Consider the following 19,215-nt stretch of genomic DNA (forward strand, 5'->3'; position numbering starts at 1 on the left):
TTCAGTGACCCGTGTCGTGACGTTCAGTTGTTGATCACAGATGCCAGCGCAGATCGCCCAGCGTCAGGTGCTGGCCGTCGTCGCCGATCGTGATCCCGAACTGGCTCCGGCGCGGTTTGCCCAGGTCGTTCCAGTCGGCGAGGGCCTGCTCCGCGATGTCCCACAGCCGGCGCGGGCCGCCCTGGTCGACGTGCGAACCGTGGTGGTGCACCCAGGATCCGTCCGAATGGGCCAACCAGTCGCGGCCGGCTGCCACCTCCGGCAACGCGATGCCCGCGAAGAACTCGAACGGGCTGGCCGGGTCGATGACCGAGTTCAGCCGCAACGAGGTGGTGCGGCGGTCGAACGAGCCTTCGCCGGCCGGCGAAGGCGGCCGGGCGTGTGCGCGCAACGGCATGAAGCGCCCGTCCTCGCTGAGCACGCGTCCTTCGCCGGTGCCGTCGCCGTTGGACGCGATCACCACCAGCCCGGCGCCGATCGGGCGGTGCAACGTCGTCACCACCAGGCCTCCCCGCCGCGTCTGCTCCAGCCAGGCGGGCGGGATGGTCGACACGGAGCAGGTGGCCAGCAAGCGGTCGTACGGTGCGCGGGCGGGGTGGCCCAGCGCGCCGTCGCCCGTCAGGCAGGTGGGGAAGAAACCGGTGCGGTGCAGTCGTTTGCGTGCTCGTCGCGAGATGTGCGGGTCGACGTCGATCGTGGTCACGTTGCCGGAACCCACGGCGTGGCACAGAAGTGCCGCGTTGTACCCCGTGCCCGTCCCGACCTCGAGCACCGACTGTCCGTTGTGGACTTCCAGGGCCTCCAGCATGATCGCCATGATCGTGGGCATGCTCGACGAGCACGTCGGTGTGCCGCCGGTCATGGTGTCGTCGCCGTCGAACTGGGTAACCCACACCCGGTCGGCGTAGACCAGTTCGAGCCAGTTCGGGTGCCGTGCGGTGACCCGTTCCCATTCGCCGGTGTGCAGCTGGCGGTAGAAGCGGGGCAGGAACTCGTGCCGTGGAACGACGCGAAAAGCGTTGAGCCACTTGGGATCGTGCAGCACACCGTCACCGAGCAGGTGATCCGTCAGCTCGGCTCGTAAGGCCCCGGCGCCGTCCATGTCGCCTCCCACGGTATCCCTGTGGCGGAGCACACGCAGCGATTGCTAGCAGAGTGCTTGCAACAGCTAGCACTCGTCGCTAACGTGGTTGGTGGCACGAGGAACGGGAGCGGGAACAGTGGACAAGTCCATCGACAAAGCAGTCGCGGACCTCGGCCGCAACATCGGTGAGTACATCCGCGAGCAACGCAACACCGCCAAGATCTCCTTGCGGGAACTGGCGAAGCAAGCAGGTGTCTCCAACCCATACCTCAGCCAGATCGAGCGAGGACTGCGCAAGCCCAGCGCGGAGATCCTTCAGCAGATCGCCAAGGGGCTGCGCATCTCGGCCGAAGTGCTCTACGTCGAGGCCGGGATCCTCCAGCAGCGCGAAGGCGGTGCGTTGGCGGACGCCATCGTCGCCGCGACCGATCTGACCGAGCGGCAGAAGCAGGTGCTGCTCGACGTTTACGAATCTTTCCGGCGGGAGAACACCGCCACCAACGAGGAGGACTGATCTCCATGCCGAAGCTCACCCAGGACGACGTTCGCAAGGCCGCCGAGCAGGGCGCCCACGCCGCACGCCAGGCGCTGCTCGCCGCGCTCGGTGCCGGTGACCTCGCCGCGAAGGCCGTCGTCGAGGCCCTGACCAAGGCCAAGGAGCGCGCCGAAGAGGCCCGCACCCAGGCCAAGGACCTCCCGACCGAGCTGAACGACCTGCGCGACAAGCTGCAGCCGGCCGAGCTCAAGAAGCTCGTCGACGCCTACACCGCCTCCGCGGTGAACCTGTACACCTACCTCGCCGACCAGGGCGAGCAGACGCTGGAGCAGATCAAGGCCCAGCCGCAGGTCAAGCAGGCCGTGGAGCAGGTCGAGCACGCCGTCGAGGCCGCGCAGAAGCGCGCCGAGTCCGCTGCCGCCGACGCCCGCGTCATCGCGGACGACGTCCTCGGCAAGGTGACCCGCCGCACCCGCTCGGTCGGCGAGAAGGTCGCCCTCCAGGTCGAGGACAGCGCCGAGAAGCTGGCCGAGGAGATCGTCGAGGCCGGTGGCGAGGCCGCGCACGAGGTGCGCAGCACCGCCCGCAAGACCGCGAACCGCACGGCGCCGCGCAAGCCGGCGACGACGACCCGCACCACCACGACCACCGCGGCGAAGAAGACCACCCCGAACACCGCCAAGTGAGTCTGTGAATTTTCTCCGGGAGGGGAGCAGTCCGACAGGGCTGCTCCCCTCCCGTCGTACGTCCACGTAGTCTGGGTGCGTGTTCTACGTGCCGATCTTCAGCATCTGGAACCTCGACGGCATCGTGTACTTCTTCGCCGACCTGGGGTTCAGCATCTTCGGCCTGTTCGCGTTCTTCCACGCACTGAGTCAGCGCCCCGACGCGTACACCGCGATCGAGCGCATGACCAAGCCCGCCTGGATGGGTATCACCGGCGGTGGAACGGCGGCGTTGCTGCTGTTCGGGCCCGGTGGGGTCGGGTCGATCTTCTGGCTGGCCGGGCTCATCGCGGTGCTCGTGTACATGGTGGACGTGCGCCCGAAGCTGATCGAGGTCCAGCGCGGCCCTCGTTGGTGATCACCCACTCGTACGGCTCCGGCTCACCGGTGACGCTGGTCGCCCACGGGCTCGGCGCCACGCCCGGCGAGGCGCGCATCCCCGCCTCCGGGCTGCCCGGCACCCGCGTCGTGCTGACGCTGCCGTCCCACGGCGACGCCCCGGACGCACCGGAGGGGTACTGGGACTACGGCCGGATCGCGGCCGATCTGGGCACCGTTCCCGCCGACCACGCCGTCGGTGTCTCGCTGGGCGCCGGTGCGCTGGTGCGGCTGATGTCCCTCGAACCCGATCGTTTTCAGCGGGTGGCTCTGCTGCTGCCCGCGGTGCTCGACCAGCCTCGGCAGCCGATCACGTTGCAGCAGCTGTCGGATCTGACGGTCGGGCCGCCCATCTACGTCGCCGAGCGGCGGGCCGCGCTGCAGCGCCTGGAGGCCGCCGCCGAGCAGTTGCCGGGTCAGGTGGCTGTGCCCGACGCTTCCGCCTTGGCGGCCGTGTCCACTGCGGTGCTGGTCATCGGGGCTGTGGGCGATCCTTTGCATCCCGAAGACGTGGCCAAGGCGACGGCGGCCGCGTTCCCCAACGGTGAGCTGTGGCTGATCGACTCGCCTTCACCGATGATCACCCACCGCACTGAGATCCGGCACCGGTTGGTCTCCTTCTTCGCCGGGTAGCCGAAGTGCATGGCTGAACAGAAGAAGATCGCGTTCCTCGTCGCTGAAGAGGGCATCGAGCAGGTCGAGCTCACCGATCCGTGGGCGCACGTCGAGAAGGCGGGCGGAGTGCCGCGCCTGATCGCGCCGAAGCTCGGTGAGGTCCGCGGGTTCAACCACCTCACGCCCGCCGACTCGTTCCCCGTCGACACGACCTTCGCCGACGCGTCCGCGGACGACTACGACGGCGCGGTGATTCCGGGTGGTGTGGCCAACAGCGACTTGCTGCGCATGGACAACGACGCCGTCGAGCTGATTCACGCGCTGGTCGCCGCGGGCAAGCCGATCGCGGCGATCTGCCACGGTCCGTGGCTGCTGGTCGAGGCGAGCGTGGTGCGCGGCAAGATGCTGACCTCGTTCCCGAGCCTGCAGACCGACATCCGCAACGCGGGCGGCGACTGGGCCGACGAAGAGGTCCGGGTGTGCGACATGAACGGGTGGACGCTCGTGACGTCCCGCAATCCCGACGACCTGCCGGCGTTCAACCGAGAGGCTTTGAAGGCCTTCGGCCTGTGATGCGGGATCTGCAGCTCCCGCATCGTTCCTAGAGGCGCGTCTCGGCGTAGTGCGCCATGGCGTCACGAGTCCACTCGGCCATGTTGCCGCCGCCGTCCACCTCGAAGTTGACCCGGAACTCTTCCGAGTCGACGTAGAGGTCGCCGAGACCCCGGTAGGACTCCCTGTTGGGCGTCCAGCTCAGGCAGATCCAGCGGTAGTGGCGATCGATCTGCTCCTGCGTTTCCGGAGCGTCGATCGCCGCGCCCGCCGTGTACAGGGCACCGAGCTTCTGCGCGATGTCCCGCCACTCGGCCATGAACTGGTCCGCGTCGGCACGCGTCCAGCCCTTCATCTTCTTGCGGCTCTCGGCGATGTGCTCACGGGCACCTTCGCCGTAGCGCTCGACGAGCTCGGCCTCGTGCCGTTCCTGCTTCTTCGCGTCGAAGCCCTCGAACAGCTCTTCCATCTTCACTTCGTCCCCTCCTTCCAGTTCTTCGATCGTGCGCGCGACGGTGCGGGCGAGCCGGTCCAGCCGTTGCTGCTCGTCCCGCAGCCACCGGTGGTGGTTGCGCAGGACCGTCAGCTGGTCCGTGCCGTCCAGCACCTTCGCCACCACGTCGAGGCCCAGACCCAGGTCGCGCAGCAGCAGGATCTGCTGCAGGCGGTGCACCTGTTCCTTCTCGTAGTAGCGGTAACCGTTGTCGCCGATCCAGGCCGGCGGCAGCAGCCCGATCGAGTCGTAGTGCCGCAGCGTCCTGGACGTCACCTTCGACATCCGGGCCACCTGGGCGATCGACCAGGCCATTCCGGTTCCTCCTTCGCGCTCTGAAATCGAAGGTAGAGGTTGACGCAGCGTCAAAGTCAAACAGCATTTGGCAGGATGGTGCGAATTCGCGCTGGCCGGACGACCAGCTGCCAGGCGAATTCGCCGGAGTCTGCGGAGCAGCGACAATGGATTCTGTGTGGACCATCGCCGGGTCTCTCGAACCCGTACCTGTGCTTTCCCGCCTCGACCTGGTTCCCGAACCCGTCGCGGCCGCGTTGAAGACCCTGGACGGCGCTGACCGTGTCGCCGTGGCCGAGATCGATCCGACTCTCGCCGACACCGCCGAGTTCTGCGCGCACTACGGCTCGCCGTTGGAAGCGTCGGCGAACTGCGTGGTCGTCGCGGGCAAGCGTGGCGACGTCGTCCGCTATGCGGCCTGCATGGTGCTCGCGACCATGCGTGCGGACGTCAACGGCGTCATCCGCAAGCGGCTTGACGCGCGCAAGGCGTCGTTCGCGCCGATGGACGAGGCCGTGGCGCTGACCGGCATGGAGTACGGCGGCATCACGCCCGTCGGCGTGCCCGCGGACTGGCCGATCCTCGTGTCGCCCGAGGTGGCCGCCGCCCCCGAACTGATCGTGGGCAGCGGCATCCGGGGCAGCAAGATCCTCATCCCCGGTGACGTGCTGATGAAGCTCACCGGGGCCGAGGTGCTGCCTGACCTGGCGCGCTAGCAACCAGAGGCGCACAGCCGGGTGATCACCTGGTCCGGGTCGAGGTTCCACCTGATCACCCGCGGGTCCGGGCCGGACGACGTGAGGTCGCCGCCCGCGTCGAACAGCACGGCGTTGACCGGGCCGGTGTGGCCGGTCAGCGTCGCGACCTGCGCGCCGTCGGTGACCTGCCACAGCGTGATCAGGCTGTCGTTCGCGGCCGCCGCCACGGTCGTGCCGTCCTGGCTGGCGGTGACCGCTCCGATGGCACCCCGGCCGGTGACGAGTGTGCGCGCCTTGCCGTTGCGATCCCACAAGGCGACCTCCCCGCCCGCGTCGCCCACCACCAGCAGGCCCGAACCGGGCACCGCGGCGATCGACTTCACCGCGGGGCCGGTCTCCCGGACGACCTCGACCTGGTCGCCGGACCACCGCAGCACCCGGCCGTCGGCTCCGCCCGAGACCACGAGGTCGCCGAGCAACGCCACGGCGTTGACCGGCCCCGAGTGACCGGTGGGCAGCGCGCGGCCTGGTTCGGCGGAGTTCAGGTCCTGCACGACGACCGCGGCGTCGGCACCGCCGGTCACCGCCCGATCGCCCGACACGACGAGGCTCTTGATCGCGCCGCGATGGCCCTGCCAGGTGCGCAGGACGCTGCCGTCGGTCCGCCACGACGACAACACTCCGCGCACGTCGGCGACCACGATCTCGGTCGCGGTCCGGAACGCCAGCGCCGTCACGTGCGCGGGGACGTCGATGCGTCCGATCTGTCTGCCCTCGCGGTTCCACAGCAGGACCATCCGGTCGCGCCCGCCGGTGGCCAGCACCGCACCGTCCGGGGAGAGGGCGATGCCGTCCGGCGGACTCGTGTGCCCGGTCAGAGGGGGCAGCGGCAGGCTCCAGAGGCTCACGCTCTCGTCGCCGCCCGCCGCGAACCAGTTGCCGTCCGGGCTGAGCGCCGCCACGTAGAACGGATGCGTGCGGGTGATCAACCCGGTCAGCCACCCGCCGTCGGGCACCGTCCACCAGCGGATGCTGCCGTCGTCGCTGGTGGACACGACCTTGGTGCCGGTCGCGTCGAACTGCACCGACTGCACACCGCCGACGTGCCTGCGCAGCCCGGACGTCTTGCCGGTCGCCAGCACCCGCAGCACCACCTGGTAGTCGTCTCCGCCGGACGCGAGGACACGGCCGTCGGGACTCAACGCGACCGTGCGGACGGCTGCGACGTGATCGGTGAACGAGCGCGCGACGCCGTTCTCCACCACCAACGTGCCCTTCTCGCCACCTGCGGCAAGCACGGATCCGTTCAACGCCAACGCGTGGACCTCGCCCAGTTCGTGCAGGACCGTGCCCGTCCGCGTCCAGTCATCCGTGCGCCACGAGGAGATCAGGCCGTCGGCTGTCGCGACTGCGGCGGTCGTTCCGTCCGCTGAGAGCACAAGGGCTCGTACCCCGGCGTCGAGAGAGATGGTCCGCAACGGAAGGTGCGTTCTGGTGTCCCACAAGATGATTCGCTGGTCGTCACCCGCGGACACCAGGGTCGTGCCGCCCGGTGTGAACGCGAGAGCACGCACGGCGCCGTTGTGCTGCATCAAAATCGCCGGTGCGTCAGCGGACGAGGGCGACCGCAGCAGCACCGAGTGGTCATCGCCCGCAGTGGCGAACAACGAGCTGTCCGCGCTGAACGCGACCGCGCGAACCGGCCCGCGATGATCCTTCAACACCGTCCGTGCGGGCTTGTAGGCCGCGGTGCTGAGCAACGCGCCGCGCGCTTCCGCGGTCGCCGACGTGCGGTAGGCGTCCACGGCGAGTTGCGCGGCCGCGTCCGGCCACGACGCGCTGAGGTCCTGTGCCTGCACCGCGATCTGACGTGATTCGGCGATCTGCTGTTCTCGCAGCGCGGCATTGCCCTGCACGACGGCCACGAACGTCACCACCAGGCACGCCACGGTCAGCACGGCCAGTGACTTCACCAGCGTGCGCAACCGGCGGGACTGCCGGTCCGCCGCCTGCCTGGAGGCACTCTCCTCGTCCACCGCCGCCTGCAGGAACTCGCGTTCCAGGTCGTTGGACGACATCGGCCACTCGATCCGGCCTGCCAGCTCGCGCATCGCGGCGAGCCGCGCGCCCCGGTAGAGCTCGCCGGGATCGCGCCCGGCCGACTGCCACGCCGCGGCGGCGGTGGTGAAGTCGCGGTGCAGCCGCAACGCCTCCCGGTCGTCGTCGATCCACTGCCGCAATCGGGGCCACGCGCGTACGAGTGCTTCGTGCGCGAGCTCCACAACGCCGTCCGCGACGACGATCAGCCGTGCGTTCGCGAGGACGTTCACGACGTGCGCGGTGTCGGTCGGCCGGCCCGCGGCCATCACCTCGTCGAGCGGGGCCCGGCGGCGCAGGTCGTTCACGTCGTCGTGGGTCTGCACGAGCCTGAGCAGCACCGCGCGTGCGACGGCTTGTCCGCGCACGGAGAGCTCGGCGTAGGTGCTCTCGGCCGTGGCGGCGACGGCGCCGGTGACCCCGCCACTCGCCCGATAACCGTCGAGGGTCAGCCGGCCGCGTTCGCGTCTTCGCCACGTCTCCAGCAGTGCGTGCGACAGCAACGGCAACGCGCCCGACTGCCCGCGCACGTCGGCCATCACGGCCGCGAGCACGTCCGGCTGCACCTTCAGCCCGGCGCGCACGGCCGGTAGTTCGACGGCGGCCCGCAGTTCGTCGTCGGTCATCGGCCCGACCAGCACCTGGGCATCGCGCAACGCGTCCACCAGGGCGGGCACCGTGGCGCAGTGACCGAGGAAGTCGGCCCGCACGGCGAGCAGCACCCGATTGCCGCCGTCGAACAGCGACTCGACGAACGCCTCCCGGTCGACCGCGCTGTCGAAGTGGGTGAACAACTCCTCGAACTGGTCGACCACCACGAGATCGGCCTGGCCGCCGCGCCAGGTCGTCGGTGTCGCGGTGAGGACCGTCCAGTCGGTCAGCGCCGGCAGCACCCCTGCGTGGATCAACGAGGACTTGCCGGAGCCGGACGGCCCGAACACGCCGACGACGCGCTGTCGCCGGATGCGGCCGGCGATGTCCGCGGCGAGGTCGTCCCGTCCGAAGAACCGGTCGGCGTCCTCGATCCCGAACGCACTGAGCCCGAGGTACGGCGTGGAGTCGTTCTCGCCCGTGGCAGCCTGCCGCCAGCGCTGCTCCCATTGGGCCACATCGCCTTCGCACGCCTGGACGTACGCGAGCGCCACCGCCAGCGACGGCAGCTGTTCTCCCGCGGCGGCCTGCGACAGCGCCGTGGCGGAGAAGTGCGCGCGCAGGGCGAGTGTCCGGTAGTTCGGCGAGCCTGCCTTCTCTCTCAGCTGCCGCAGCTCCCACGCGAACCGCTGGACGGGGCCTTCCTCGGGATCGATCGGCCGCTCTCGTCTACCCACTCGGACTCCAGTTGGTCTGGGTTGATTGAAAAGCGCCTGCGCCACTGCCTGATCAACTCAACCCGCTCTAAACCTGGTGCCGCAACGACTTCGGGCTGAGCAGGAGCGATGATGACCAGACGCTGGCGCACAGCACTTCTAGTGGCGTTGACGGGTGCGCTGAGTGCGGCGTTGCCCGTGCAGGCACAAGAGGCGGCGGACGAACTAATCCACAGCCGCCCAACGGGTGCGTTCGCATTGACGCCCGATTGGAGTCTCGAGTCCTCCGCGGCGCGGCTGCAGTCCGCGGTCGGCACCACGACGTCGGTCGCCGCCCTGCTGCGCGACGCGAACCGGGACATCGCCTCGTGCAACAGCGCGCAGCAGCAGGCGCTTCCGGAGAACTACGGCCGAACGGACTACCCGCTGACGTCCGGGCAGATCCTGCACAGCAGCGAGAAGTTCTGCTGGGACCCCGGTGACAGCAAGGTCGCCTACTGGATCCCCCAGGGCGTCACCGGTTCGTCGGACGCCGACGACGACGGCCTGTGGGGCGAGAACCGCATCCTGCTCGTGAGCTGGCACTACCGCGACTCCGGGCCGGACAAGGGCGTGCGCGTCTCGTTCGTCGACATGAAGAACCGCAAGTACCGGCACGTGCTGCTGGTCGAGCCGACCGCGAACGCCGACTACAAGGCGGTGCCGATCCACGCCGGCGGGCTCGCCTGGCTCGGCCACTACCTCTACGTGGCCGACACCTCCGGCGGGCTGCGCGTGTTCGACGTCGAGCGCCTCCTCGAGGTGTCCGACGCGCAGGACAGCATCGGCAAGAGCGGCAGCAACTACTACGCCTACAACTACAAGTACGTGCTGCCGCAGGTCGGCTGGTACCGGCAGCCGGTGCAGACGGAGTGCGAGCTGCCCAGCGCCTCCCAGCTGTGCTTCTCGTCGTTGTCGCTGGACCGCAGTTCCACGCCGGACACGCTCGTCGTCGGCGAGTACCGCGACGAACGCAGCACCGACGCCGCCGTCGACGGTGGCCGGGTGGTCCGCTACCGCGTCGACGCCTCGTCCCGGCAGCTCACGCTGACCAACGGCAAGGCCGTGCCGCAGGACGTGGTGACCGTGCCGCGCAGCAACCTCCAGGGCGTCCAGACCTGGAAGGACACCTACTACCTCGGCCGAAGCTCGAACCGCAACCACAGCTGGATGCACTTCGGTTCCCTCGGCGGAGCCACGAGCACCAACAGCTGGGCCATCGGCGGCGAGGACCTCTACCACGAGCACGGCCCTGGGATCACCGCCGGAAAGCTCTGGACGGTCTCCGAGCACGCCTGGACCGAGGACCGCAGCACCTTCATCGACCGGCGAGCGATCTTCGCCGTTCCGCTCAGCGAGATCGGCTGAGCCCACTCGACTTCCGCCTCCTCCGAGGCGGGAACCCCGGCAAACCTGGAGGAATCTTCATGCGCAGGCTCGTGCTTGCTTTCTCGATGGCCTTCCTGGCCGTCATGGGCTCGATGATGCCCGCTTCCGCGTCAGCGGAGGTCACCTCGATGCAGGCGTTGTCCGAGATCGGTGCGGCGGCGGACGGGATCGAGTTCGCCGTCGCCGGCACGCTGCCGCCCCGCTCGCAGCTGACGTGCCACTCCTACACGCCCGTCGAGATCTGTTACGAGAAGGGCGGTGACCACTGGTGGGTGCAGGACCAGGACAGCTCTGACGCGGCGTCGGCCGGTGTGTACTGGGAGAACTACCGAAACGGCTCGCTGTACCGCAACGGCACCTGCATCACCAGCCTCGGCAAGGGCAACTGGGGCCAGTGCAACAAGAACTACTACGAGGACAGCGAGCTGTACGGCATCCCCTGCACCTGGAACCGCAGCGCGGGTGGCGACATCGTGTGCAGGGGCACGGTCTACCCCTACCAGTAGGAGCTGATCGCCTCGCGCCCTGCTGGAGGGCGCGAGGCCGTCACAGGGCTAGGACTGGTACTTCTGCAGTAGCTCGATCGCCTCGTCCACGTCGTCGGTGACGAGGATCCACTGCTCGGCCTCCCGGCCCGCCGCGAGCTTCATCACCAGCGGCGCGGCCGGGATCTCGTCCGTCCAGAAGGCCTTGCCCAGGAAGATCATGGGCGCGGCCGGGCCGACGCTGCCGTAGTAGTTCTGCGTGAAGTCCTGGAAGACCTCCTGGACCGTGCCCGCCTTGCCCGGCGTGTAGACGATCCCGCCGGTCGCGACGGTCAGCAGGCCCTCCTCGCGCACCGAGTTCGCGAAGTACTTCGCGTGCAGCTCGCAGGCCGGGTTGGGCGGCTCGTGGCCGTAGAACCAGGTCGGGATGCCGATCGTGCGCGGGGTGTCGAAGCTGTGGATCTCGGGGAACGCCGCGAGCCACCGGCCGATCGACTCGTCGTCGTGGCCGAACGTCGGGGCCTGCGCGATGGCGTCGAGAACGTCCTGGTCGACCTCGCCGAGCCGCACGCCCAGCGGCACCGCCTCCATCGCGCCCGGTCCGCCGCCGGTCAGCACCGTGAAGCCCGCGTTGCCCAGCGAGGCGCCCAGCGCGACGGCGTTGCGGTAGCCGTCGGAGCCGCGGGCCAGCGCGTGGCCGCCCATGACCGCGACCGGCGAGCCCGTCAGCGTCTCGTCGAGGGCCTCGGTGATCGAGTGGTCGTGCAGGCGTTCGGCCAGCGCGTGCAGCGGGTCCGGGTGGTGGCCCTGCTGCTTGCTGTGCCGGTAGATCTCGGCGTCCGGGGTGTCGGCGTACGACTTGGGGTCGGCCGGGTCGAAGCCCGCGAACAGCTCCTTCGGCGTGTACAGCGACGACCGGTAGACGTCGTACGGCAGGTCGGGGATCACCGGGAAGACCAACGCTCCCGCGGCCTCCGCCCGGCGCTGCATGGTCTCGCTGAGGGTGCAGCCGAGCAGCAGTGCCCCGTCGAACGGCACCCGCACGTCCTCGCGAGTGAGGTCAAGCCCGATGATGACGGCTTTGCGCAGGTCAGGAGCTGCCCGCAGCTGGTCGAGGTCGGTGATTTCGATCCGCACGAGAAAAAGCCTATGCCCAGGGCGAACCAACGTGGCCTGGAATCCGAATGAGTTTGTGGGAACCGAGGTCCGCTCGCCATGCAAGACGAGCGGCCGCGGGCCGCGCTGCCCAGGAAAGGTTCCCCGCAATGACCACCGAACTGCTGACAGGATGCGCCGCCCGAGGCGCACGAGTGGTAGATCCCCACCGCGTCGAGTACCTCGACTGCGGTGGGTACGGAGTCCCTCTTCTCGGCCACGCCCACCCGGCCGTGGTGCAGGCCGTGGTCGGCCAGGTGCGCCGGCCGTCCCTGCTGGACCGCCTGATGCTCGACCTGGTCACCCCCAACGGGCTCGACCACGTCCACACCTTCGCCTCGGCCTCCGAGGCCGCCCAGTTCGCCGTTGCCCTCGCACAGGCGAACGGCCGCCCACGGGTGCTGACCACCGGTGACGTCCCGTACGGCGGCATCGACTCGTTGCGCGCCACCCTGGCCTCCGGGCCGCCGGCGTGCGTGCTCGTGGAACCGGTCCGCGGCGCCTCACTCCCGCCGACCGGCTATCTGAGCGCCGTGGCCGAGGTGTGCCGCGAGTCCGGCGCCCTGCTCGTCGTGGACGAGACGCGCTCCGGCCTCGGCCGCCTCGGCGTGTGGTGGGGCGTCGACCTCGACGGCGTGACGCCGGACATCATGCTGGTCGGCGAGGGCCTGTCCGGTGGCGTGCTCCCGATCGCCGCCGTGGTCGCCACGGCCGAGGTCGAGGTGCCGCTGCTGCGCGGCTCGGAAGCCGTGTCACCGCTGGCCTCCGCCGCCGTGAACGCCTGCCTGCGCGTCACGGCTTCCGAGGGGCTCGTGGAGCGGGCCAAGCTGCTGGGCGACGAGCTGCTGTACGGGTTGCGGGCCGTTGTCGCCGGCAAGGCCCATGCGACCGGCACAGGGCTCCTGCTCGGCGTCGAGTTGCCGGACAAGCACGCCGCCGACGTCTTCACCGGCGAGTTGCTGAGGTCGCGCGTGCTCGCGGACTTCCGCGGCCGGACCGTCTGCTTCACCCCGCCCGCCGTCATGTCGGCGGAGGACGCGGGGTGGATGATCGAAGCCGTGGGAATGGCAGCCAACAAGATCTGACAAACCGCTTCGCACGCACCGCGCACCCCTGCCATGATCACGGCCTGGGGGGTGTGCGGTGCGTTTGATTTCAGTGCTGATGTTGTTGCTGCTGACCGGTTGTGTGCCCGAGAGCAAGACCTCTCGGGAGCTCGAAGGCCTGGGCGAGCAGATCGTGGACCACTGGGAGGCGCGTCAGGAGGTCGCCGACGCGGACTACGAGTACTCCCAAGGCCTCGCGCCCGACGCCTATTACCTGCGCCTCGAGGTCACGCTGAAGGCCGAGGCCGTCACCGACCAGGTCGTGGACGAGATCGTCGAGATCGGTGAGCGAGACTGCTGGCTCGGCCCGTGGGACACCTACGACCCGACCTACGCGATCCGCAGCACCGACGGCACGGAGGTCCGTTCGGGCACCTTCTACCTGAGGCGCGACATGGAACAGAAGTGGGGACCTCGCACGCCCCAGGTGATCCCCACCAGCCGCTAGAAGATCACCGTCTGGTTTCCGTGCACCAGCACGCGGTCCTCCAGGTGCCACCGCAACCCGCGCGCCAGCACGACCTTCTCGATGTCGCGCCCCTTGCGGACCATGTCCGCCACCGAGTCGCCGTGGTGCACGCGCATCACGTCCTGCTCGATGATCGGCCCGGCGTCCAGGTCGGCCGTGACGTAGTGGCAGGTCGCGCCCACGAGCTTCACGCCGCGGCGGTGGGCCTGGTGGTAGGGGCGCGCGCCGATGAACGACGGCAGGAAGCTGTGGTGGATGTTGATCGTGCGGCCGGTCCAGGCGGCGCAGATCTCCGGCGGCAGGATCTGCATGAAGCGGGCCAGCACGACGGCGTGCGGGTCGTGCTTCTCCACCAGTTGACGCAGCTCGGCGAACGCCGCCTGCTTGCCCATGGGGTCGTTCGACGGGAACGGCACGTGGTGGAACGGGATGCCGTGCGCGCGCGTGATGTCGCCGAGTTCCGGGTGGTTGCCGATGACGGCGGACACCTCGACGTCGAGCTCGCCGGTCGCGACCCTGGCCAGCAGGTCGTAGAGGCAGTGGCCTTCCTTCGACACCAGGATGACCACGCGCTTGCGGGAGCCCGTGTCGGTCACCGTCCACGTCGACTGCGCGCCCAGCGACGCGGCCACCTCGGCGAACTGGGAGCGCAGCTCGTCCACGCCGAAGGGCAGCGAGTCCGCGCGGACCTCCTGGCGCGTGAAGAACCAGCCCGTCTCCGGGTCGGTGTGGTACGCGGCCTCGACGATCCAGCCGCCGTTGTCCGCGAGGAACGACGAGATCCTCGCGATGATGCCGGTGCGGTCCGGGCAGCCGAAGGTGATCACATAGCGACGCTCAGGCGATGACACGCCGCAGAAGTATTCACGGCCTGGGCAGCCCCGCCAACAGCGACTCGTCTCCGGTCACGATCGCGTGGCTCGGACGGCCCCACAACGCGCGGTAGACGGCGTCGGCCGTACCGGCGAGGGTGACGTCGGCGTCGACGGCCGAGTCCAGCACCCCGGTCACGACCAGCGGCTCACCGGGCGCGAGCCAGACCTCCCACGTGCGGCCCGCGTCGGCGGCGTGCACGAGGACCCGGCCGGTCGCCTCGATCACGCGGCCCAGCACCAGCTGCCGGGGCATCATGATCGTGAGCATCTCGTCGATGCCGTCCGCGGCGAACTCCGGGTCGAAGATCAGCGACGGCAGCTCGTGACCGGTCGCGAGTTCCGCGTCCAGGCGGTGGATCGACGTCTCGTGCGCCTGCCTGCGTGCCCAGAACCCCGCCTGCGAGGGGCCCTGGAAAGTCCACGCCGGACTGTTCGGGGGCGTGGAGCGCAGCCGTTCGAGAAGCAGGGAGGTCCCGTTCTCCCACCACGCGAGCGCCTCGTCCCAGTCCCGAGGGGCCTTGGGCCACTCCGGCCGGCCCGCCGCGGGCTCGGTGACGACGGACTGCGCCGCCCACGTGTGGACCTCGGCCATGTGCCGCACCAGTTTCCGCACAGTCCACTCAGGACACGTGGAAACGGGGGCGTCCGGGCCCGCCTTCACAGCGGCCGAACGCATCAACGAAGCCTGGGTCTCGATCTGCGCGACGAAGTCCACCCGGCCCACCCTAGGGCGCGACAGCCGCCCATTCGAGCGTGATTTCGCCGAGCCGCCACCGCCGCCGGTCGTCCAGCACCGGCCAGCCCCGCTCGGCCAGCAGCCGCGCCGACTCCACCCACCGCGCCCGAGGCCCGAACGGCGCGAACGGCGCCGCGGTGGCCCAGCAGGCGTCCAGCTCGGCCAGCAGCGCGTGCACGCGCTCGCCCGGCACGTTCTTGTGGATCAACGCCTTGGGCAGCCGTTCGGCCAGGTCAGAAGGCACGTCAATGCCGGACGGCTTGCACGCCAGCGTGAACCGCAACGGCCCGTCGGCGGACAGCGTCACCCAGGTGCACCGGCGCCCGATCTCGTCGCACGTGCCCTCGACGATCAACCCGCCGGGAGCCATGCGGCCGAGCATCGTGTCCCACGCCTCGAACGCCTGCTCCTCGGTGTACTGGCGCAGCACGTTGAAGGCGCGCAACAACACCGGCCGCGCACCGGCCAGCTCGAAGCCACCGCGCCGGAAGTCCAGGAAGGGCGGTGAAGCGACTGCCTTGCCCGCCTCGACCCGGTCGGTGTCGATCTCCAGTCCGAGCACGCGCACGTCCGGCCGCACGACCCGCAGCCGGGAGGCCATCTCGACCGTGGTGATCGGCGTCGCCCCGTACCCGAGGTCGACGACGAGCGGATCGGCCGCGCCGGCCAGGAAGCCGCCGAGCGTGCCGGTCATCCACCGGTCGACCCGGCGCAGGCGGTTCGGGTTGGTCGTGCCGCGGGTCGCAACGCCGAGCGCGCGGGCCCGGCCGGCCGCTAGCCGCGGTTTGCGAGCCATTGAGAGGTGAACTCGCTCTCCTTGTCGAGCAGCACGACGACCTGCTCCGCGATCAGCTTCTCGATCTTGCCGCCGACGAACGGGATGCTGACCTTGACCTCCCCCGTGAGGGTGAGCTTGGAGCCGGACCCGTTGTCCAGGACCGTGAACGAGCCGTCGAGCTTGCTGGGCACGCCGTTGACCGTCACCTCGACCGTGCCGGCGCCCGCCGCCCAGGTCTCCGTGCGCTGGATCACCAGGTCGCCACCGAGCACGGCCTTGACCGCCGATGGCACGTGCTCCGCGGGCACACCCTGCTTGAGCTGGTACGACGTCTGCTCGTCGGTGCTGGAGAACGTCACGAGCGCGGCGCCGGGGCCACCGATCGACGCCAGCCGGTCGCGCAGATAGGTCTCGTCGACCATCGCGCCGTAGACCTTCTCCGCCGAATGGGGTGACGTGGTGTGGTGCTCGATGCGGCGTGCCATGTCGCGGAGGCTACCGTTGACGTCTGTGACCACCACGCAGTCCGTACCTCTGGCCGAGCGCACCACGCTCCGACTCGGTGGCCCGGCCGCGCGGTTCGTCCACGCCACGACCGCCGCTGAGCTGGTCGAAGCCGTGCGAACAGCCGACGCGGCCGCCGACGAGAAGGTCCTCGTGCTCGGTGGCGGCTCCAACCTCGTGATCTCCGACGGCGGCTTCGACGGCACGGTCGTGCACGTCGCCACCAAGGGTTTCCGCCTCGACCCGCTGGGCGGCGGCATCGTCCAGTTCACCGTCGAGGCGGGCGAGGAGTGGGACGCGGTCGTCGCCGAGGCGGTCGCGCAGGGCCTCGGCGGCCTCGAGTGCCTGTCGGGCATCCCGGGCCTCAACGGCGCCACGCCCGTGCAGAACGTCGGCGCGTACGGCGTCGAGATCTCCCAGGTGCTGCAGTCGGTGGACCTGCTGGACCGCCGCAGCGGCAAGGTGCACCAGGTGCCCGCCGCCAAGCTGGGCCTCGACTACCGCACCAGCGTCCTCAAGGGCACGGACAACGCGGTCGTCCTGCGCACCAGGTTCTCGCTGACCTCCGGGGGCATGTCCGCGCCGATCCGCTACGGCGAGCTGGCGCGCGTTCTCGGCGTGGCGCAAGGTGATCGCGTTCCGGCGGACGCCGCCCGCAAGGCCGTGCTGGAACTGCGACGCGGCAAGGGCATGGTGCTCGACGCCGCCGACCACGACACGTGGAGCGCGGGCTCGTTCTTCACCAACCCGATCATCGACGACTCGACGTTCAGCGGCGTGCTGATCCGCATCGCCGAACGCCTCGGCGCCGACGTCGACGTGCCGAGCTACCCGGCGGGCCACGGCCAGAAGAAGCTCTCCGCCGCGTGGCTGATCGAACGGGCCGGGTTCCGCAAGGGTCACCAGGGCCCCGGCGGCCGGGTGTCGTTGTCCGGCAAGCACACGCTGGCCCTGACGAACCGCGGCGGAGCCTCGACCGAGGACCTGCTCGACCTCGCGCGCGAGGTGCGCGACGGCGTGCGGGCCGCGTTCGGCGTGGAGCTGCACCCGGAACCGGTCTTCGTAGGCGTTCAGCTGTAAGTCCGTCCGGGTGACTCCGTGTGACGAACCGCTACTTCCCGTGTTTCATTGAGGTAGGGCTTGTTGAACGGGGGTTGCCATGAGCTACCTCGACGAGAACGCGCGAGAGGTCATCAGGCCGGTCAAGCGCATGGTCGAAGACGAGTTCCTGTCGCGGCCCGGAGTGATCGGCGTCGACATCGGCGAGAAGGTCACCGGCGGACGCCCGACGGGCAAGGCCGCGATCGTGGTCTACGTGTGCGCCAAGGGACCTGACCATCCGCAGCAGATCCCGGTGGAGGTCGGCGGCGTGCCGACGGACGTCGTCGCCGAGTCGATCGTGCTGCACCGCGCCAGGATCACGCGCGCCGAAGACGAACAACCCGTTGCGGTGGAACGGCATCCGGTGCTGCGCGGGGGCATCGGCATCGGCCCGGCCAGGTCGTTCAGGGTCGTGCCGCCCGAGGTCGAGCGTGCCGGCGAGTACGTGATCGCGGGCACGCTCGGCGCGTTCGTCCTCACCCGTGACGAGTCTCGCAAGGTGTTGGGGCTCACCACTTTCCACGTCGGGTGTGTCGACGACTCGTGGTCGGTGGGCGACGAGTTCGTGCATCCGTCCCGAGTGGATGGTGGCGTGCCCGGTGCCGACCAGATCGCCGTGCTGGACCGCGCGGCGCTCGCCGGTGCCGTGTCCGCGGCGGGACTGAAGATGGGCGCCCGGCCGTTCCGCGCGGAGGTGCTCGACGTCGGCGCGATCATGGGCAGCGCCCGGGCGAAGATCGGCTCGACCGTGCGCAAACGCGGCCGCACCACCGAACTCACGTACGGCGTGATCGAGTCGACGGACTCGACGCTGCGACTCGACTTCGGCGACGGGATCGGCGTCCGCACGTTGCGCGACCAGATCCGCGTCCACTCGTCCGAACGCTTCGGCGACCACGGAGACAGTGGCGCGGTCCTGGTCGACGCCGACAACTTCGTGGTGGGCCTGTACGTCGCCGGATCAGGCTCGACGGGGTTCGCGAACCCCATCGAGCCCGTCCTGCGTCAGCTGGACGTGGACCTGCTCACTCCCGGTGTGCCCGAGTCGCGGAGGCCTGGGCCCGCGGCTTGAGCACGATGGTGTCCAGGTTCACGTGCGACGGCCGGGTGACGGCGAACGCGATCACGTCCGCCACGTCGTCCGCGACCAGCGGCGTGATGCCCTGGTAGACCTTGGCCGCGCGCTCGGTGTCGCCGCCGAACCGGTTCGCCGAGAAGTCCGTCTCGACCATGCCCGGCTGGATCTCGGTGATCCGCACCGGCTGACCGAGCAGCTCGCCGCGCAACGTGCGGTGCAGCGCCGACTGGGCGTGCTTGGCGCTCGTGTACCCAGAGCCGTTGTCATAGGCCTCGTACGCGGCGATGGACGTCACGGACACGATGTGCCCGTCCCCGGACGCGATCAGCTTCGGGATGAACGCCTTGGTCACCAGCAGGGTGCCCAGGACGTTCGCCTCCCACATCCAGCGCCACTCGTCCGCGACGCCCTCGGCGACGGTCGAGAGCCCGCGCGCGCCGCCCGCGTTGTTCACGAGGACGTTCGCCTGGGGTACCCGGTCCGCGAAGGCGGCGACGGAGGCTTCGTCGGTGACGTCCAGCTCGATGGCCGTCCCGTCGATCTCCTTCGCGATAACGTGGAGAAGGTCCAGACGACGTGCTCCGAGCACGACGTGGAAGCCCTCGGCGGCCAACCGGCGCGCGGTGGCCTCGCCGATGCCCGCGCTAGCTCCGGTCACAACTGCGACAGGTCGATTCACGACTTCGATCGTAGGTGCCGAACAGGGTGTGACTGACATCACTCACACCCCGGTGGGGTTCTGGACGTCCACCATGGTGGGA

21 protein-coding genes are annotated in these 19,215 nt (G+C 69.7%); 12 read left to right on the forward strand and 9 right to left on the reverse strand.

Translation table 11 applies throughout. From position 1 onward, the window contains the following. Nucleotides 1–34 precede the first annotated feature (34 nt). Entirely contained in the window at nt 35–1,102 is a 1,068-nt protein-coding gene (locus SK854_RS20735; RefSeq protein ID WP_319976742.1) for a methyltransferase domain-containing protein, read from the reverse strand. Between the two features lie 118 nt (nt 1,103–1,220). Between SK854_RS20735 and SK854_RS20740 the strand changes: the two genes are divergently transcribed. The 5 genes from SK854_RS20740 to SK854_RS20760 all read left to right on the forward strand — a co-directional run bounded on the left by SK854_RS20740 (nt 1,221) and on the right by SK854_RS20760 (nt 3,871). Next, the gene (locus SK854_RS20740; RefSeq protein WP_090066023.1) at nt 1,221–1,598 is read left to right on the forward strand and encodes a helix-turn-helix domain-containing protein; all 378 of its coding nucleotides are present in this window, start codon (nt 1,221–1,223) and stop codon (nt 1,596–1,598) included. A gap of 5 nt (nt 1,599–1,603) precedes the next feature. Beyond that, nucleotides 1,604–2,266 (forward strand): hypothetical protein, encoded by a 663-nt coding sequence (locus SK854_RS20745; RefSeq protein WP_319976743.1) that lies wholly within the window; start codon nt 1,604–1,606, stop codon nt 2,264–2,266. A gap of 103 nt (nt 2,267–2,369) precedes the next feature. After that, nucleotides 2,370–2,663: a DUF2516 family protein gene (locus tag SK854_RS20750; protein ID WP_093605924.1), complete on the forward strand. Its 294-nt coding sequence runs from the start codon at nt 2,370–2,372 to the stop codon at nt 2,661–2,663. Then, nucleotides 2,660–3,316 carry an alpha/beta fold hydrolase gene (locus SK854_RS20755; protein ID WP_319976954.1) on the forward strand — a complete coding sequence of 219 codons (657 nt, stop codon included), beginning with the start codon at nt 2,660–2,662 and terminating at the stop codon, nt 3,314–3,316. The genes SK854_RS20750 and SK854_RS20755 overlap by 4 nt, the downstream gene beginning before the upstream one ends. A gap of 9 nt (nt 3,317–3,325) precedes the next feature. Beyond that, on the forward strand, nt 3,326–3,871 hold the full coding sequence (locus SK854_RS20760; RefSeq protein WP_319976744.1) for a type 1 glutamine amidotransferase domain-containing protein: 546 nt from the start codon (nt 3,326–3,328) through the stop codon (nt 3,869–3,871). A 28-nt stretch (nt 3,872–3,899) separates the two neighbouring features. On the opposite strand, the gene SK854_RS20765 is transcribed toward SK854_RS20760, so the two are convergent. Next, nucleotides 3,900–4,658: a MerR family transcriptional regulator gene (locus SK854_RS20765; RefSeq protein ID WP_319976745.1), complete on the reverse strand. Its 759-nt coding sequence runs from the start codon at nt 4,656–4,658 to the stop codon at nt 3,900–3,902. 146 nt (nt 4,659–4,804) lie between these two features. Between SK854_RS20765 and SK854_RS20770 the strand changes: the two genes are divergently transcribed. Beyond that, on the forward strand, nt 4,805–5,353 hold the full coding sequence (locus SK854_RS20770; RefSeq protein ID WP_319976746.1) for a YbaK/EbsC family protein: 549 nt from the start codon (nt 4,805–4,807) through the stop codon (nt 5,351–5,353). Here SK854_RS20770 and SK854_RS20775 read toward each other — a convergent pair. After that, nucleotides 5,350–8,760 carry an nSTAND1 domain-containing NTPase gene (locus SK854_RS20775; protein WP_319976747.1) on the reverse strand — a complete coding sequence of 1,137 codons (3,411 nt, stop codon included), beginning with the start codon at nt 8,758–8,760 and terminating at the stop codon, nt 5,350–5,352. The genes SK854_RS20770 and SK854_RS20775 overlap by 4 nt on opposite strands. A 111-nt stretch (nt 8,761–8,871) precedes the next feature. Between SK854_RS20775 and SK854_RS20780 the strand changes: the two genes are divergently transcribed. Then, a complete protein-coding gene (locus SK854_RS20780; protein WP_319976748.1) occupies nt 8,872–10,146 on the forward strand; it encodes a hypothetical protein in 1,275 nt (424 codons plus the stop codon). A gap of 59 nt (nt 10,147–10,205) precedes the next feature. Further along, a complete protein-coding gene (locus SK854_RS20785) occupies nt 10,206–10,673 on the forward strand; it encodes a hypothetical protein (RefSeq protein WP_319976749.1) in 468 nt (155 codons plus the stop codon). A 48-nt stretch (nt 10,674–10,721) separates the two neighbouring features. Here the strand turns inward: SK854_RS20785 and SK854_RS20790 are convergent, their stop codons facing one another. After that, nucleotides 10,722–11,789 carry an LOG family protein gene (locus SK854_RS20790; protein ID WP_319976750.1) on the reverse strand — a complete coding sequence of 356 codons (1,068 nt, stop codon included), beginning with the start codon at nt 11,787–11,789 and terminating at the stop codon, nt 10,722–10,724. 128 nt (nt 11,790–11,917) lie between these two features. Between SK854_RS20790 and SK854_RS20795 the strand changes: the two genes are divergently transcribed. After that, nucleotides 11,918–12,892 (forward strand): aminotransferase class III-fold pyridoxal phosphate-dependent enzyme, encoded by a 975-nt coding sequence (locus SK854_RS20795; RefSeq protein WP_319976751.1) that lies wholly within the window; start codon nt 11,918–11,920, stop codon nt 12,890–12,892. 58 nt (nt 12,893–12,950) lie between these two features. Further along, nucleotides 12,951–13,361: a hypothetical protein gene (locus SK854_RS20800; RefSeq protein ID WP_319976752.1), complete on the forward strand. Its 411-nt coding sequence runs from the start codon at nt 12,951–12,953 to the stop codon at nt 13,359–13,361. Here the strand turns inward: SK854_RS20800 and purU are convergent. Genes purU through SK854_RS20820 form a run of 4 tightly spaced genes read right to left on the reverse strand, consistent with a single transcriptional unit; the run spans nt 13,358 to nt 16,256 of the window. Beyond that, nucleotides 13,358–14,209, reverse strand: coding sequence for a formyltetrahydrofolate deformylase (purU, locus tag SK854_RS20805; protein ID WP_319976753.1), 852 nt, complete (start codon nt 14,207–14,209; stop codon nt 13,358–13,360). The two genes, SK854_RS20800 and purU, sit on opposite strands and share 4 nt — an antisense overlap. A gap of 37 nt (nt 14,210–14,246) precedes the next feature. Further along, nucleotides 14,247–14,972, reverse strand: coding sequence for a maleylpyruvate isomerase family mycothiol-dependent enzyme (locus SK854_RS20810; protein WP_319976754.1), 726 nt, complete (start codon nt 14,970–14,972; stop codon nt 14,247–14,249). A gap of 10 nt (nt 14,973–14,982) precedes the next feature. Continuing rightward, nucleotides 14,983–15,789, reverse strand: a complete 807-nt coding sequence (locus tag SK854_RS20815) for a class I SAM-dependent methyltransferase (RefSeq protein ID WP_319976755.1) — start codon at nt 15,787–15,789, stop codon at nt 14,983–14,985. Next, nucleotides 15,768–16,256 (reverse strand): DUF2505 domain-containing protein, encoded by a 489-nt coding sequence (locus tag SK854_RS20820; RefSeq protein WP_319976757.1) that lies wholly within the window; start codon nt 16,254–16,256, stop codon nt 15,768–15,770. Before SK854_RS20820 ends, SK854_RS20815 begins: the two co-directional genes overlap by 22 nt. Between SK854_RS20820 and SK854_RS20825 the strand changes: the two genes are divergently transcribed. Next, nucleotides 16,255–17,355 carry a UDP-N-acetylmuramate dehydrogenase gene (locus SK854_RS20825; RefSeq protein ID WP_319976758.1) on the forward strand — a complete coding sequence of 367 codons (1,101 nt, stop codon included), beginning with the start codon at nt 16,255–16,257 and terminating at the stop codon, nt 17,353–17,355. The genes SK854_RS20820 and SK854_RS20825 overlap by 2 nt on opposite strands. 79 nt (nt 17,356–17,434) lie before the next feature. Next, nucleotides 17,435–18,448, forward strand: coding sequence for a chymotrypsin family serine protease (locus SK854_RS20830; protein WP_319976759.1), 1,014 nt, complete (start codon nt 17,435–17,437; stop codon nt 18,446–18,448). Here SK854_RS20830 and SK854_RS20835 read toward each other — a convergent pair. Next, nucleotides 18,402–19,133, reverse strand: a complete 732-nt coding sequence (locus SK854_RS20835) for an SDR family NAD(P)-dependent oxidoreductase (RefSeq protein WP_319976760.1) — start codon at nt 19,131–19,133, stop codon at nt 18,402–18,404. The genes SK854_RS20830 and SK854_RS20835 overlap by 47 nt on opposite strands. Nucleotides 19,134–19,215: the final 82 nt, after the last annotated feature.

This window comes from Lentzea sokolovensis (assembly GCF_033949975.1).
GTDB lineage: Bacteria > Actinomycetota > Actinomycetes > Mycobacteriales > Pseudonocardiaceae > Lentzea > Lentzea sokolovensis.